The sequence below is a fragment of the Rhizobium sp. SU303 genome (assembly GCF_021052345.1).
GTDB lineage: Bacteria > Pseudomonadota > Alphaproteobacteria > Rhizobiales > Rhizobiaceae > Rhizobium > Rhizobium laguerreae.
In genome coordinates this window covers 4,075,603-4,090,997 of the sequence record NZ_CP088095.1, presented here as the reverse complement: position 1 = coordinate 4,090,997, position 15,395 = coordinate 4,075,603, and the positions used below count along the sequence as shown (strand labels likewise).

Here is a 15,395-nt window from a genome sequence, read left to right as displayed (position 1 = left end):
GCACGGAGCGGCGCCCTGCCGCTTTCTGAAAGCACAATCGAAAACAGGAGGACGGCATGCAGATCAATCGCACGGCTTCGGCCCATTGGACCGGTGGCCTCAAGGACGGCAAAGGCCTGATCTCGACGCAGAGCGGCGCCCTGAAGGACTATCCCTACGGCTTTGCAAGCCGCTTCGAAGGCATCCCCGGCACCAACCCGGAAGAGCTGATCGGTGCCGCCCATGCCGGCTGCTTCACGATGGCGCTGTCGTTGATCCTCGGTGAAGCCGGCTTTACCGCCGAGCATATGGAAACCTCCGCCAAGGTGACGCTCGAAAGCGTCGAGGGCGGCTTTGCCATCACCGCCATCCATCTCTCGCTCTCCGGCCGTATTCCCGGTGCCGATGAAGCGACCTTCACCGAACTTGCCAACAAGGCGAAAGCCGGCTGCCCGGTTTCCAAGGCGCTTGCGTCGGTTCCGATCACACTCGACGTCAAGGTCGTCTGATTCCTGTTGCCTCAACGGAGTGCCGCGCGCTTCTGCGTCGCGGCACTTTCAGTCTCCTGCTGCCTCATGGCCCTCGAGGCGTTTCGCCCAATCCTCGATTCTCCCGCTTTGGAGCCGGCGAGCAGCATAGTCGCGCCAGCTTGAAGCCAGGCGATCAAGCGCCGCTATCCCGGCGAGTTCGTCGCGATTGAACGGATCGATGTAAAATATCCGCCCGATGCGGGCGATGCTCCACTCCGGCGTGGATCGCTCAACCAGCGCCAGACCGTTCCCGGGCTATGCGAAAATGGCGAGACGTTGACAAATGACGTCTGATATTTTACGACTGACGAAATTCACAAATCGTCAGTCGTAACTCGAGGTATCGAAACTCATGAACGACATTGCGGAAAATACGCTCGACGTCACGCGGCAGGAGAATGTGACCCGCATTCTCGACGCGGCCGAGCGGCTGTTTCGGCACTATGGCTACAGCAAGACGACGGTGGCCGACATTGCCCGCGATCTCGGCATGTCGCCAGCCAATATTTATCGTTTCTTCGCCTCCAAAGTCGAAATTCACCAGGCGCTCTGTGGGCGCATGCTCGCCACTGCCTATCAAATCGCTTACGACATCCGTCATCAGCCGATCAGCGCCAGCGAGCGGCTGCGCCGCTATGTCGAGACCCAGCACCAGTTGACGCTGGATCTGATGCTCGACGAGATGAAGGTGCACGAGATGATCATCGTCGCGATCGAACGCGACTGGCATGTCATCGAGAAACATATCGACCGCGTCCATGATCTCATTGCCGAAATCATCGCCGAAGGCATTGCAGCCGGGGAATTCGCCGAGCAGGACCCGGTCGTTGCTTCACGCTGCTTCGGCGCGGCGACGATCAATCTCTGTCACCCGCAGATGGTGGCGCAATGTCTTGCCAAAACGAACCGCGCAAGCGTCGACGAGCTGATCAGTTATGTGATCAGGGCGCTGAAGAAATGATGGACGGCAGCCGCCGCCGAAACCCCAAACGATCCAGGAGTGCGGAAGATGTTTTCGCTCAAGACCCTCAGCCATCGCATGCCGTCCGTCTCCACTCTCGTGCTCTTCGGCGCCATCGGCATCGGCGTTTCCGCCTGCTCGGAAGAGAAGGCTGAGGTCAAGCAAGTCATCCGGCCGGTGAAGGTCGTCGAGATCGCCAAGGCCGGCGACACCCGCAAGCTCGACTATTCGGGCTCGGTCAAGGCGCGCACCGAGATGAACCTCGGGTTTCGCGTCGCCGGCAAGATCACCGAACGCCTCGTCGATATCGGCGATAAGGTGAAGCCGGGCGACGTGCTCGCTCGGATGGACTCCACCGATTACCAGCTGGCGGTCAAGACGGCGGAAGCCAATCTCGCAGCCGCTGAAAAAGGCGTCGAAACCGCCGATCTCGTGAACAAGCGCAATCAGCAGCTGTTCGACAAGAATGTTTCGCCGAAATCCCAGCTCGAGCAAGCGTCGCTCAGCTACGATCAGGCCGTTTCAAGCCGCGATGCCGCCGTCTCGGCGCTCGATCAGGCGAAGAACCAGGTGAGTTATGCGGAGCTGAAGGCCGACCATAACGGGATTGTCACGACGATCAATGCCGATGTCGGCCAGGTCGTTGCGTCCGGCACTCCCGTCGTCGCCGTTGCCGTCGACGGCGAAAAGGAAGTGCAGATTGCGGTTCCGGAAAACGACATTGCCGAATTCAAGCCGGGCAAGACAGTCAAGGCCAGCTTCTGGGCTGACGACAGGCTGGTGCTCGACGGCAAGGTGCGCGAGGTTTCCGGCAGCGCCGACCAGCAGTCGCGTACCTTTGCGGTTCGGGTGAGCCTGCCGAACGATCCGCAGGTGTTGCTCGGCATGACGGCGACGATCGAGGCCGATGTCAGCAACGGCAACAGCTATGTCTCGATCCCACTCAGCGCCCTGGCTGAGAAAGACGGCAAGCAGATGGTCTGGACCGTCGACCGCGACACGGCGACCGTGCATGGCCGCGACATCAAGGTCGCCGACTTCACCGGCGACGGCGTGCATGTGACCGAGGGTCTCGATACCGGCGATCTCGTCGTTTCGGCCGGCACCCAGTTCATGAGCGAGAACCTGAAGGTGAAGGTGCCGGACCAGCAGTCGGCCCTGGCCGCCACGGACCAGACCGTCCGCTGAACGCGCGATAAAGAGAGAACAGGACCATGGACGCCACCACCAACGAAAAGCGGCCCTTCAATCTGTCGCGCTGGGCGATTGGACATCCGAGCATCGCCCGCTTCCTCTTCGGGCTGATCATCATTACCGGCGTGCTCGGCCTGATGCGCATGGGCCAGCGCGAGGATCCCGAATTCACCTTCCGCGTCATGGTCGTTCAGGCGATCTGGCCGGGTGCTTCCATACAGGAAATGGAAGATCAGGTTGTCAACAAGATCGAGCGCAAGCTGCAGGAAACGCCGCATATCGACTGGGTCAAGTCCTATACGCGGGCGGGCAGTGCGATCATTACCCTGCAGGTCAAGGGTGACACGAATTCGGAAGAAGTGGCCGATGCCTTCTATCAGGTGCGCAAGAAGGTCGGCGATATCTCTAGCGAATTGCCGCAGGGCCTGCTCGGCCCCTATTTCAACGACGAGTTCGGCGATACCTTCATCACGCTGCATTCGATCAGCGGCGAAGGCTATTCCTATCCGGAACTGAAGAAATTCGCGATCCAGGCGCGCGACATGCTGCTGACGACGCCGGGCGTTGAGAAAGCCGTCATCATCGGCGACCAGCCTGAGAAGATCTATATCGACGTCTCATCCAAGGCGCTCGCCGAGCGCGGTCTGACGATCCTCGATCTGCAGAACGCCATCAAGGGCCAGAACAATGTCGATCCGGCCGGCTCGGTCGATACCGGCCTGCGCTCGGTGCGCATATCGGTCGAAGGCGACGTGAAGAAGGCGGCCGATATCCGCGAACTCAGCCTTCGCGCCGGCGGCCAGGTGACGCGCCTTGGCGATATCGCCACCGTCAGTTCCGGTCTCGAAGATCCCTACCAGCGCAAGTACCGTTTCAACGGCCACGACAGCGTTCAGGTCGGCGTGGTGATGGCCAAGGGCTTCAATGTGACCGATGTCGGCAAGGGCGTGGAGGCCACCTATCAGCGCTTCGAGGAGGCGCTGCCCTACGGCGTCGCCGTCGATCAGATCGCCAACCAGCCCGACGTGGTGACGGATGCGGTCAGCGAATTCATGCATGCGCTCGGCGAAGCCCTTATCATCGTGCTGGTCGTCTCGTTCGTGTCGATCGGCTGGCGATCGGGCCTTGTCATCGCCATCGCCATTCCACTGGTGCTCGCCGCCACCTTTGCGCTGATGTACGAACTCGGCATCGACCTGCAGCGCATCTCGCTCGGCGCGCTGATCATCGCGCTCGGCCTGCTCGTCGACGATGCGATGATCGTCGTCGAGATGATGGAGCGAAAGCTGGAGGAAGGGCTCGTCAAGATCGAGGCGGCAAGCTTTGCCTATTCCTCGACCGCCTTCCCGATGCTGACGGGCACGCTGATCACCACGGCCGGCTTCATTCCCGTCGGCTTCGCGGCGTCGACGGCCGGCGAATATGTGCGGTCGCTGTTCTACGTCGTCGGCATCGCGCTTGTCACCTCGTGGTTCGTCGCGGTCTACTTCACGCCGTGGCTCGGCTATATGATCCTCAAGCAGCGCCATCACGCCGGCAAGCATCACGACGCCTTCGATACCGGCTTTTACCGTCGGTTGCGCGGCACGGTCGGCTGGGCGGTGCGCCACCGCGTCATCGTGCTGCTGCTGACGCTCGGCACCTTCGTCACCAGCCTCTGGGCCTTCCAGTTCATTCCGCAGAATTTCTTCCCGCAATCCTCGCGGCCGGAAATCCTCGTCGATCTCTGGCTGCCCGAGGGCACCAGCATCAAGGAAGTCGAGGTGCAGGCAAAGGCACTCGAAGCCAAGATGATGGATGATCCCGACAAGCGGTTCATCGCCACCTATATCGGCGAAGGCGCGCCGCGCTTCTTCCTGCCGCTCGACCAGCAGCTGCGCAATCCGAACTTCGCCCAGCTGCTTGTCATGGCCAACGACGAACCGGCACGCGAGCGGCTGATCGTCAAGCTGCGGACGATCCTTGCGGAAGACTTCCCCGACATTCGCGGCAAGGTCGATCGCCTCTTCCTCGGTCCGCCGACCGGCTGGCCGGTGCAGATGCGGGTCATGGGGCCTGACCGCCAGGAAGTTAGGGAGATCGCCGATCAGGTAAAGGCGCGCTTCCAGGCCAATCCGATGCTCGGCGCCATCCATGACGACTGGCTGGAAGAGGTGCCGGGAATGAAGCTGGTGATCGACCAGGACCGCGCCCGAGCACTCGGCGTCACGTCGCAGCGCGTGCGCCAGATGCTGCAGACCGCCATGTCAGGGGCTGCGCTCGACGATTTCCGCGACGGCGAGGAGACGGTCTCGATCGTCGCCCGCGAGCCGGATGCCAGCCGTTCGCTGCTGTCGGCGGTCAACTCGGTCTATGTGCCGACGGATTTCGGCGGCTTCGTGCCGGTCTCGCAAGTCGCCAAGGTCGTGCCCGTCATGGAGCAGGGCATCGAATGGCGGCGCAACCGCCTGCCGACGATCACCGTGCGCGCCACGCTGCCTGACGATGTGCAGCCGAACGACGTGGTAATGAAGATGTATGCCGACATGAAGGGCCTGCGCGACAGCCTGCCTGCCGGCTACAATGTCGAGATCCAGGGCGGCGCCGAAGATGCGGCGGAAAGCCAGATGTCGATCGCCGCCAAGGCGCCGATCATGCTCGCCGTCATCATCGTGCTGTTGATGATACAGCTGCAGCATTTCGGCAAGGCGATGCTGGTGCTCGCCACCGGTCCGCTCGGGATCATCGGTGCTGCTGCCGCATTGCTGATCAGCGGCGCGCCCTTCGGCTTCGTGGCGATCCTCGGCGTCATCGCGCTGCTCGGCATCATCATGCGCAACTCGATCATCCTGGTCGATCAGATCGACCAGGATATCAAGGCCGGCATGCACCGGCAGGAGGCCATCGTCGGCGCGGCCGTACGGCGTTTCCGGCCGATCATGCTGACGGCGCTGACCGCCGTGCTGGCGCTGATCCCGATCTCGCGCGGTGTCTTCTGGGGTCCGCTCGCCTACGCGATGATGGGCGGCATCCTGGTTGCGACCGTACTCACCATTCTGGTTCTGCCCGCCGGTTACGCCCTTTTCTTCGGCCGGGAGCCGAAGACAAAGGACGAGCCAGGCCAGCATGCCGACGCCATCCAGGAAGAGGCGGATGACAGACATCCGCCGGCGTTGGCAGCAGAGTGAGGACGGCGCGGCGAAAGCCGCGCCGTTTTCCTTGCAGGTCACAGCTACCTCATCAAAGCGCGCTGCTGCTTAGCCCCGGCTCGGCAGGCAGCCTTTGAACGGGTCATTGCTGCCCGCTCCGCCTCGGACCCGGGCGCCGATTTCAATGCCGCCTTGAAAAAGCTAAGCTGCGAAAGCATGCCGGGGGACCAACCGTGATCCCGGCCCACTCAGCGACGAGGCAGGGCACGACCATGGCCGATTACCATCTGGAAGCAAGCTGGAGCCCGATCGAGGGCAGTTTCGGGCGCCTCACCTTCACGCTTTTCAATCTTTCGACCGAGCCGCTGTCCGGCTTCTCGCTCGCCTATACGTCAGAGACGCGGGTTGCCGACAAACATGTCTGCGACGGCGGTAGCCTGAAGCGGCAGGTCGCGCATTTCCACGAATTCCTGCCGCCCGAAGAGCTCAGCGTGCCGCCCGGCGGGCGCTGGCGGTTCACCGTCGAGGGGCTGACCAGGGAGCCGAAACATATGACATCAGGCGTCAAATCGGCCTATCTGACACTTGGCGATGGGCGCCACGTTCCGGTTGGTTTCGGCGATTTCATGCTCGAAGGCCGGGATGGCGGCGTGGCGTTACCGCTTCTGCCGCCGGGTCGGGCCGAGGAACCTTATTCGCTGCTGCCCTGGCCGCTGGCGCTCGGACTGAAGGCGGGAGAGCTGCCGGTCGTCCTTTATCCGGCCGAGCGGACGCGGCCCGATGCGGTCAAGGCGCTCTCGCTGGTTCTGGAGCTCTACCAGCGGCTCTATCCGGCCGACAACGTGCCGTTTTCCATCAGTGCCGTCGAAGGCGGGCGGGCCATTCGTTTCGTCACCGAATCGTCGATCGCCGCCTTTGCCTACGAATTGCGTTTTACCGCGCATGAAATCGTGCTTTCGAGTGCGGATGCCGCCGGGCGGCATTACGGGCTGATCAGTCTGGCGCAACTGCTCCACGGCGCCCGCGCCGATCGCGAGCGCTTCAAATTCCCCAGTTTCGGCACGGTCGCCGACCAGCCGCGTTATGACTGGCGCGGCTGCCATCTCGATGTGTCCAGGCAGTTCTATCCGGTGGCAGACGTCGTGCGGCTGATCGATATTCTGGCTTGGAACAAGCTCAACATCTTCCATTGGCATCTGACGGACGACGAAGCGTGGCGGCTGGAGATCAAGGCCTATCCCGCGCTGACGGAGATCGGCGCCCGGCGCGGGCCGGATGAAGTGCTCGTGCCGCAGCTCGGCGACGGGGCGCAAACGCGCTCCGGTCACTACACGCAGGAGGATGCCAGGCGGATCGTTGCGCATGCAGCCTCGCTGCATATCGAGGTGGTGCCGGAAATCGATATTCCAGGCCACAGCATGGCGACGCTGTTCTCATTGCCCGAGCTCGTCGACGGGCAGGAGGCGCCGGGCAGTTACCGCTCGGTGCAGGGTTATCCGAACAACGCCCTCAATCCGGCGGTGGAATTCACCTATGAATTTCTCGGCAAGGTGTTCGACGAAATGGTGACGCTGTTTCCCGGCGAATATCTCCATATCGGCGGCGACGAAGTGGCGCATGGCGCCTGGCTTTCCTCGCCGCTCTGCAAGGCGCTGATGGAGCGGGAGAAACTTGCCGGCACCGCCGAGCTGCAATCCTATTTCCTGAAACGTATCAAAGCCATGCTGTCGGAGCGCGGCAAGAAACTCGTCGGCTGGAACGAGGTCTCGCACGGCGGCGGGGTCGATCGCGACGGCACGCTGCTGATGGCCTGGGAAAAGTCCGAGGTCGGCATCGAGCTCGCGCAAGAAGGTTACGACGTGGTGATGACACCGGGGCAAGCCTATTATCTCGACATGGCGCAGGCAGAGGCCTGGGCCGAGCCCGGCGCCAGCTGGGCGGGCTACGCACCGCCGGAACATACCTACGCTTACGAGGCCGAGGGCGAGCTGCCGGAGGCGCTGCAGGAGAAGATGCGCGGCATCCAGGCCTGCATCTGGACCGAGAACTTCCTCTCGCGCGCCTATTTCAACCGGCTGGTTTTTCCGCGGCTCCCGGCAATCGCCGAGGCTGCCTGGACGCCTTCGGCGCGCAAGGACTGGGATCGGTTCGCAGCGGTCGTGCGGATGTGGCCGATGCTTTAAGGAATCGCAATTCCGGACGGAAAATCGCTTCGCACTTTTCGTGGAACTGCTTCAGGCCGCCTCGGCCTTCAGCCCCAAAAGCGCTGCGCCGATCAGGCCGGGTTCGATGCGGCATTCGCTGCGCACCACCAGCGGGCGGTCGAACTTGCGCAGGATTCGGGCGCGCACCGCGTGGTCGAGCTCGGCAAGCAGCGGCTCGACATTGGAAAGCCCGCCACCGACCGGCACGATGGTCGCGCCGGTGATGTTGATCGTCAGCGCTAAGGGCGAGGCAACGAGATCGACATAGACGTCGATCGTCCGTGTCGCCTTCTCCTCTCCATGGCGCCACTGGGCGATGATCTCCTCGCTGGCAAGGTCGAGATCGTGCAGCGTCTTGTGCAGGCGCTCCAGGCCGCGGGCGCCGCCGACGGTGTCGACGCAGCCCTTCTGGCCGCAGCCGCAGGCATAGGCGGGAATGGCGACGGGCGGATTGCCGGCCGCAGATGCGATGATCGGCCCGTGACCCCATTCGCCGGCAAAGCCGCCGGCTTCGTTGACGAGGCGTCCGTCGGCAACCAGGCCGCCGCCGACGCCGGTGCCGAGGATGGCGCCGAAGACGATGCGGTGGCCGCGGCCGGCGCCGAGACCGGCTTCGGCCATCGCGAAACAGTCGGCGTCGTTGGCGATCAGCACCGGCAGGCCGAGTTCGGCTTCGAGGTCGGCTGCGAGCGTGCGGTCGTGGATGCAGGGAATGTTGGCGCAGATCAGCCGCTGTGTATCGGGATCGACGACGCCGGCGATGGAAAGGACGATGCGGCTCGGCTGCTCACCGGTCTCGGCTACGATGCCGCGCAGGGTCTCGACGAAAGCGGCAAAATCATTGCTGGGCGTCGGGCGGCGGCCGAGGGGAAGGATGTCTGTCTCGGAGCGGGCGATGCCGCCTTTGATGGCGGAGCCGCCGATGTCGAATGAAATGATCATTGCCACTCTGCCGTTTCTCTGGTCTCCCGCGTCTGCTTGCATTGTTGGCGTGAAATTTCAAGCGCTCATTCGGCGGTGGTGTCGCCGGCTTTATGGTCGTGCCCTGTGCCGCCCCCTGTTCTGCCGGACATCTCTCGCACGGGTGGGGAGATCGGATAGGCGAGACGGGTTTCCATCTTCCATTCCGTCATGGCAAGACGTTGGAGAAATCTGGTGAGCTTAAGCCCATCGGCTCCGATCGCAGCCGCAATTTCTAACCCCGCAAGTCATTCAATTGGCATATTGCATCGCCAGAATCCGGCCCTACACTTTCATCAACTGCCGGACCCACGACCATCGATACGAGAGAAAACAGTACCATCCGAAGAGCACGTCCCAAAGGCCGCCGCCTCTCATCCATTTTGCGGCAGATGGCCGCCGATCACAGCCGCGAACGGATCTCGATCGGCGATCTATTCGACACGATGGGTGACAGGGCGATCAGCGCGTTGATGCTGATCTTCGCGCTTCCGAACGCCTTTCCCACTCCGCCGGGCACCTCGGCGGTGCTCGGGGCGCCCTTGGTCTTCCTGGCAGCGCAACTGACCTTCGGGCTGAAACCCTGGCTACCGAAGGTGATTGCCAACCGTTCGATGCGGCGGGAGGATTTCGAGACCATTGTCGGCCGTATCCACCGCTGGCTCGCCTGGGCCGAGCGCATGCTGAAGCCGCGGCTTGCGATCTTCGCCGAACCGCCGGCGGAATATCTTGCCGGGGCGGCATGCCTGCTGCTGTCGATCGTGCTGCTGCTGCCGGTCCCGCTCGGCAATATCCTGCCGGCGGTCACGATCTCGGTCTTCGCGTTCGGGATCTTGGGCCGTGACGGGCTCTTCGCGCTCATCGGCTTCGTGATGACGGCCGTGTCGCTCGTCGTTGCCGGCGGGGTGATTTACGGTCTCGTGAAGGCGGCGATCTATCTCGTCGTGCAATGGTTTGCCTAAACGGAGTTTGCTTGAGTGATGGCGTTATTTGGCCGACCTCTTTGCAACAGGCTCGACATTTGCCGGAATTTTGTTTTGATCTGGCGCGATACAGACTCAAATCATGTTCGGCGGCGGCACGTCGGCTCATTTTGCGCGGTAGGCAATAGATGGTAAAAAGATCCGAGACCCCTGCACGGCTCGACGATGCGGCGCGTGCCGGCTGGCTCTATTACGTCGCCGGGCGTACGCAGGATGAAATCGCCGCTGCGATGGGCATCTCGCGGCAATCGGCGCAGCGGCTGGTGTCGCTGGCGGTCGCCGAGCGCCTGATCAAGGTGCGGCTCGATCATCCGATCGCCGCCTGCCTGGAGCTCGGCAGTCAGCTGCGGCGGAAATTCGGGCTGAAACATGTGGAGGTGGTGCCGAGCGATCCCGCGTCGTCGTCGACGACGGTCGGTATCGCCGAGGCGGCTGCGGCCGAGATCGAGCGGTGGCTGAAACGGCCAGAGCCGATCGTCCTCGCCATTGGGACCGGCCGCACGCTGAAGGCGGCCGTCGACCAGCTGCCGGCGATCGAATGTCCCAATCACCGCATCGTTTCGCTGACCGGCAATATCGCCCCGGACGGATCGGCGGCCTATTACAACGTCATTTTCAGCATGGCCGACGCCGTGAAGGCGCGGCACTATCCGATGCCGTTGCCGGTGCTCGTCACCTCGGCGGAGGAGCGGGAGCTGCTGCATGGCCAGCAACTGGTGCGGTCGACGCTTAATATGAGCGCGCAAGCCGATGTCACCTTCGTCGGCATCGGCGAGCTCGGCATCGATGGACCGCTCTGCGTCGACGGTTTTCTCGAGAAGGACGAGATGATGGAACTGATGCGCGGCGGGGCCGTCGGAGAAATCTGCGGCTGGATCTTCGATGTCGACGGCAGGTTGATCGACAATCCGATCAACGAGCGCGTCGCATCGGCGCCGATCCCGTCCCGCGACGCATCGATGGTCATTGGGTTGGCCAAGGGCAAGCGCAAATTCAAGGCGATCAGAGCTGCCGTTGTCGGCCATCAAATCAATGCTTTGATCACCGATGAAGAGACTGCTGAGTTTTTGCTCAGGAATTGAGCAAAAAATATCCTAGTTTAATCAATTAGATGAATACACTCTTCGGCATCGCAGCAACGATTGCCGATTGACATTCGTTATCGTTTGTTGAGTAATTGCCCATGAGCGAAGCGAATGCTCACACCCCATCTTCTGGGAGGAAGATTATGACATTGAGAACTTTTCTGCTGGGCGCCTGCTCAGCACTGGCGTTTGCCGGTATGGCTTCGGCCGAAACGCTGACAATCGCGACCGTGAACAACGGCGACATGATCCGGATGCAGAAGCTGACGGATGATTTCAAGGCGAAGAATCCCGGCATCGACCTTGAATGGGTAACCCTCGAAGAAAACGTACTGCGCCAGAAGGTCACGACCGACATCGCGACCAAGGGCGGCCAGTACGACGTCTTGACGATCGGCACCTATGAAGTGCCGATCTGGGCAAAGCAGGGCTGGCTGGTGCCGCTCGACAATCTCGGCGCCAATTACGACGTCGACGACCTGCTGCCGGCGATCCGCAGCGGCCTGACTATGGACGGCAAGCTTTATGCGGCGCCGTTTTACGGCGAAAGCTCGATGGTGATGTACCGCAAGGACCTGTTCGACGCTGCCGGCCTGAAGATGCCCGACGCCCCGACCTGGGACTTCATTGCCGACGCTGCCCGCAAGATCACGGACAAGGACAAGGAAGTCTACGGCATCTGCCTGCGCGGCAAGGCCGGCTGGGGCGAGAACATGGCCTTCCTGACGGCCATGTCCAACTCCTTCGGCGCCCGTTGGTTCGATGAGAGCTGGAAGCCGCAGTTCGATCAGCCGGAGTGGAAGGATACGCTCGACTTCTACGTCAAGCTGATGAAGGATGCCGGCCCTCCGGGCGCCTCCTCCAACGGCTTCAACGAGAACCTGGCGCTGTTCCAGACCGGCAAGTGCGGCATGTGGATCGATGCGACCGTTGCCGCATCCTTCGTCAGCAACCCGAAGGAATCGACCGTCGCCGACAAGGTCGGCTTTGCGCTGGCTCCCGACAAGGGTCTCGGCAAACGCGGCAACTGGCTGTGGGCCTGGAGCCTTGCCATCCCGGCAGGTTCGCAGAAGGCCGAAGCCGCCGAGAAGTTTGTCGCCTGGGCCACGAGTAAGGATTACAGCAACCTCGTTGCCGAGAAGGACGGCTGGCTGAACGCACCTCCGGGCACGCGCGCCTCGCTCTATGCGAATGCGGAATACCAGAAGGCCGCTCCGTTTGCGAAGATGACGCTGGATAGCATCAACTCCGCAGACCCGACCAAGCCGACCGTCAAGCCGGTTCCCTATGTCGGCGTCCAGTTCGTGGCGATCCCGGAATTCCAGGGCATCGGCACGGCGATCGGTCAGCAGTTCTCGGCAGCCCTTGCCGGCCAGCTTTCGGTCGACCAGGCCCTGAAGAGCGCACAGCAGCTGGCCACCCGCGAAATGACCAAGGCCGGCTACATTAAGTAAAACCTCCCGAGCAAGAGGCGGATCCTTGACAATCCGCCTCTCTGGGCCGCCGATTGCCCGAACTGCATCGGCGGCCGCTTTTTTCAGACAAAGCTGCCTTGCGGCCGCTCCCCGCTTCAGTCCAGATCGGTGATTGCCATGGCAACCTTACACACCCGCTCCTCCGCGCGCCTGATGATTGCGCCCTCCGTGCTGCGGCTCTTTGCGTGGATGATCGTCCCGCTGGCGATGACGATCTATTTCTCGCTGCTGAACTACAATCTGCTCAGCCCCGGCATGGAAAGCTTCGTCGGTTTTCTGAACTACGAATACTTCCTGACGGATCCGGCCTTCTTCGCCGCGCTGATCAACACGCTGCTGCTCGTCGCCGGCGTGTTGTTGATCACCGTCATCGGCGGCATCGCCTTTGCGCTGCTGCTCGACCAGCCGATGTACGGCCAGGGCATCGTGCGCATCCTGGTGATTGCGCCGTTCTTCGTCATGCCGACGGTGGCGGCGCTGGTCTGGAAGAACATGTTCATGAACCCGGTCAACGGGTTGTTTGCCCATCTTGCCAAAGCGCTCGGCCTGCAGCCGATCGACTGGCTGGCAAATGCGCCGCTGTTTTCCGTCATTCTGATCGTCGCCTGGCAGTGGCTGCCGTTTGCCACCCTCATCATGCTGACGGCGCTGCAGTCGCTCGACGAGGAGCAGAAGGAAGCCTCCGAGATGGACGGCGCCGGGCCGATCTCGAAGTTCATCTACATCATCCTGCCGCACATGGCGCGTGCCATCACCGTGGTGATCCTGATCCAGACGATCTTCCTGCTTTCGGTCTTTGCCGAAATCCTCGTCACCACCAATGGCGGGCCGGGCACCGACAGCACCAACCTCACCTATCTCGTTTATGCCCAGGCGCTGCTGCAGTTCGATATCGGCGGGGCATCGGCCGGCGGGATCGTGGCTGTTATCCTCGCCAATATCGTCGCGATCTTCCTCGTGCGCCTCGTCGGCAAGAATCTGGAGGCTTGAGATGGCCAGAAAAGTCACAACCAAGCGCAAGCTCATCGTCACCGCGATCGCCTGGACGCTCGGCATCCTGATTTTCTTCCCGATTCTGTGGACGTTTCTCACCAGCTTCAAGTCGGAAGCCGACGCCATCGCCTCGCCGCCGCAGTTCCTGTTCTTCCACTGGACGACGGAGAACTACGCGGAGGTGCAGAGCCGGTCGAACTATCTCGGCCACTTCATGAACTCGGTGATCATCTCCTTCGGCTCGACGCTGATCGGCCTGATCATCGCCATTCCTGCCGCCTGGGCGATGGCGTTTTCGCCGACCAAGCGGACCAAGGATGTGCTGATGTGGATGCTGTCGACCAAGATGATGCCGCCGGTCGGCGCGCTGATCCCGATCTATCTGATGTTCCGCAATTTCGGCCTGCTCGACACGCGCACCGGCTTGGTGATCGTGCTGACGCTGATCAACCTGCCGATCATCGTCTGGATGCTCTACACCTATTTCAAGGAAATCCCCGGCGAGATCCTCGAGGCGGCGCGCATGGATGGGGCGTCGCTGATGAAGGAGATCGTCTACGTGCTGACACCGATGGCCGTGCCCGGCATCGCCTCGACGCTGCTCTTGAACATCATCCTTGCCTGGAACGAGGCGTTCTGGACGCTCAACCTCACCGCCTCGAAGGCAGCACCACTGACGGCCTTCATCGCCTCCTATTCCAGCCCCGAAGGCCTGTTTTACGCCAAGCTCTCGGCGGCATCGACGATGGCAATTGCGCCGATCCTGATCCTTGGCTGGTTCAGCCAGAAACAACTCGTCCGCGGCCTGACCTTCGGCGCTGTGAAATAACATAAAAGGGAGAGAAACATGGGCAGTATTACCCTTCAGAAGGTTTCCAAGGTCTTCGGCGAAGCCAAGGTCATCCCTTCGATCGATCTCGACATCAAGGACGGCGAGTTCGTCGTCTTCGTCGGCCCGTCGGGCTGCGGCAAGTCCACGCTGCTCCGGCTGATTGCCGGGCTCGAGGATGTCTCCGGCGGCAAGATCGTCATTGACGGCAGGGACGCCACCGAAAAGGCGCCGTCCGAGCGCGGCCTTGCCATGGTGTTCCAGTCCTATGCGCTTTATCCGCATATGAGCGTGCGCAACAACATCGCCTTCCCGCTGAAGATGGCCGGCATCGACAAGGCAGAGATCGACCGCAAGGTGAGCGATGCCGCCCGGGTGCTTAATCTCACCGATTATCTCGAGCGTAAGCCGCGCCAGCTGTCCGGTGGCCAGCGCCAGCGCGTGGCGATCGGCCGCGCTATCGTGCGCCAGCCTTCGGCCTTCCTGTTCGACGAACCGCTGTCGAACCTCGATGCGGCGCTGCGCGTCAACATGCGCCTCGAAATCAGCGAGTTGCATCAGCAGCTGAAGACGACGATGGTCTACGTCACCCACGACCAGGTCGAGGCGATGACCATGGCCGACAAAATCGTCGTCCTGAACAGGGGCAATATCGAGCAGGTCGGATCGCCGCTCGAACTCTACAGCCACCCCCGCAACCTCTTCGTCGCTGGCTTCATCGGATCGCCGAAGATGAACTTCATCACCGGCCAAAACGCCGCCGCGCTCGACGCTCATACCATCGGCGTCCGGCCAGAACATGTGCTGCTGTCGATGGAGAGCGGCGATTGGAAGGGCAGGGTCGTGGTCGCCGAACATCTCGGTTCCGACACCTTCCTGCATATCGATGCCGATGGCATCGGCATGCTGACGGCGCGCGGAAGCGGCGATTTCGCTGCCAAAGCGGGCGATACGGTCTTCCTGACGCCGGACCGTTCGCGTATTCACAAATTCAACGAGGGCGGCCTTGCCATCTGAAGCAGGCGGCCGGGCGGGGGGCAGGCATGCGAGCCGGACGATGGCGCCCGGCCGTAT

The 15,395-nt window shown here is 62.1% G+C and carries 13 protein-coding genes; 11 read left to right on the top strand and 2 right to left on the bottom strand.

The window, feature by feature from the left end; all coding sequences use genetic code 11:
- Window positions 1-56 precede the first annotated feature (56 nt).
- The gene (locus RlegSU303_RS20200; RefSeq protein WP_017962203.1) at window positions 57-488 is read left to right on the top strand and encodes an OsmC family protein; all 432 of its coding nucleotides are present in this window, start codon (window positions 57-59) and stop codon (window positions 486-488) included.
- Between the two features lie 48 nt (window positions 489-536).
- On the opposite strand, the gene RlegSU303_RS34565 is transcribed toward RlegSU303_RS20200, so the two are convergent.
- Window positions 537-716, bottom strand: a complete 180-nt coding sequence (locus RlegSU303_RS34565; protein ID WP_432431545.1) for a 3-alpha domain-containing protein — start codon at window positions 714-716, stop codon at window positions 537-539.
- Between the two features lie 145 nt (window positions 717-861).
- Here RlegSU303_RS34565 and RlegSU303_RS20195 point away from each other — a divergent pair, with 145 nt between their 5' ends.
- The 4 genes from RlegSU303_RS20195 to RlegSU303_RS20180 all read left to right on the top strand — a co-directional run bounded on the left by RlegSU303_RS20195 (window position 862) and on the right by RlegSU303_RS20180 (window position 7,975).
- Complete coding sequence (locus RlegSU303_RS20195) at window positions 862-1,470, top strand: TetR family transcriptional regulator (protein ID WP_131710238.1); 609 nt, start codon at window positions 862-864, stop codon at window positions 1,468-1,470.
- Between the two features lie 48 nt (window positions 1,471-1,518).
- Window positions 1,519-2,658, top strand: coding sequence for an efflux RND transporter periplasmic adaptor subunit (locus tag RlegSU303_RS20190; RefSeq protein WP_131713441.1), 1,140 nt, complete (start codon window positions 1,519-1,521; stop codon window positions 2,656-2,658).
- A gap of 26 nt (window positions 2,659-2,684) precedes the next feature.
- The gene (locus RlegSU303_RS20185; RefSeq protein WP_131718792.1) at window positions 2,685-5,831 is read left to right on the top strand and encodes an efflux RND transporter permease subunit; all 3,147 of its coding nucleotides are present in this window, start codon (window positions 2,685-2,687) and stop codon (window positions 5,829-5,831) included.
- 233 nt (window positions 5,832-6,064) lie between these two features.
- Window positions 6,065-7,975 carry a beta-N-acetylhexosaminidase gene (locus RlegSU303_RS20180; protein WP_131718793.1) on the top strand — a complete coding sequence of 637 codons (1,911 nt, stop codon included), beginning with the start codon at window positions 6,065-6,067 and terminating at the stop codon, window positions 7,973-7,975.
- Between the two features lie 51 nt (window positions 7,976-8,026).
- On the opposite strand, the gene RlegSU303_RS20175 is transcribed toward RlegSU303_RS20180, so the two are convergent.
- Window positions 8,027-8,938 (bottom strand): ROK family protein, encoded by a 912-nt coding sequence (locus RlegSU303_RS20175; RefSeq protein WP_094087368.1) that lies wholly within the window; start codon window positions 8,936-8,938, stop codon window positions 8,027-8,029.
- 410 nt (window positions 8,939-9,348) lie between these two features.
- Between RlegSU303_RS20175 and RlegSU303_RS20170 the strand changes: the two genes are divergently transcribed.
- The 6 genes from RlegSU303_RS20170 to RlegSU303_RS20145 all read left to right on the top strand — a co-directional run bounded on the left by RlegSU303_RS20170 (window position 9,349) and on the right by RlegSU303_RS20145 (window position 15,338).
- The gene (locus tag RlegSU303_RS20170; RefSeq protein ID WP_231283299.1) at window positions 9,349-9,918 is read left to right on the top strand and encodes an exopolysaccharide biosynthesis protein; all 570 of its coding nucleotides are present in this window, start codon (window positions 9,349-9,351) and stop codon (window positions 9,916-9,918) included.
- A gap of 149 nt (window positions 9,919-10,067) precedes the next feature.
- Window positions 10,068-11,021 (top strand): sugar-binding transcriptional regulator, encoded by a 954-nt coding sequence (locus RlegSU303_RS20165; RefSeq protein WP_003543131.1) that lies wholly within the window; start codon window positions 10,068-10,070, stop codon window positions 11,019-11,021.
- Between the two features lie 146 nt (window positions 11,022-11,167).
- Complete coding sequence (locus RlegSU303_RS20160; RefSeq protein WP_131623707.1) at window positions 11,168-12,478, top strand: ABC transporter substrate-binding protein; 1,311 nt, start codon at window positions 11,168-11,170, stop codon at window positions 12,476-12,478.
- 138 nt (window positions 12,479-12,616) lie between these two features.
- Window positions 12,617-13,489: a carbohydrate ABC transporter permease gene (locus RlegSU303_RS20155; protein ID WP_231283298.1), complete on the top strand. Its 873-nt coding sequence runs from the start codon at window positions 12,617-12,619 to the stop codon at window positions 13,487-13,489.
- A 1-nt stretch (window position 13,490) separates the two neighbouring features.
- Window positions 13,491-14,321: a carbohydrate ABC transporter permease gene (locus RlegSU303_RS20150; RefSeq protein WP_017989488.1), complete on the top strand. Its 831-nt coding sequence runs from the start codon at window positions 13,491-13,493 to the stop codon at window positions 14,319-14,321.
- Between the two features lie 18 nt (window positions 14,322-14,339).
- On the top strand, window positions 14,340-15,338 hold the full coding sequence (locus tag RlegSU303_RS20145) for an ABC transporter ATP-binding protein (RefSeq protein WP_131718794.1): 999 nt from the start codon (window positions 14,340-14,342) through the stop codon (window positions 15,336-15,338).
- Window positions 15,339-15,395: the final 57 nt, after the last annotated feature.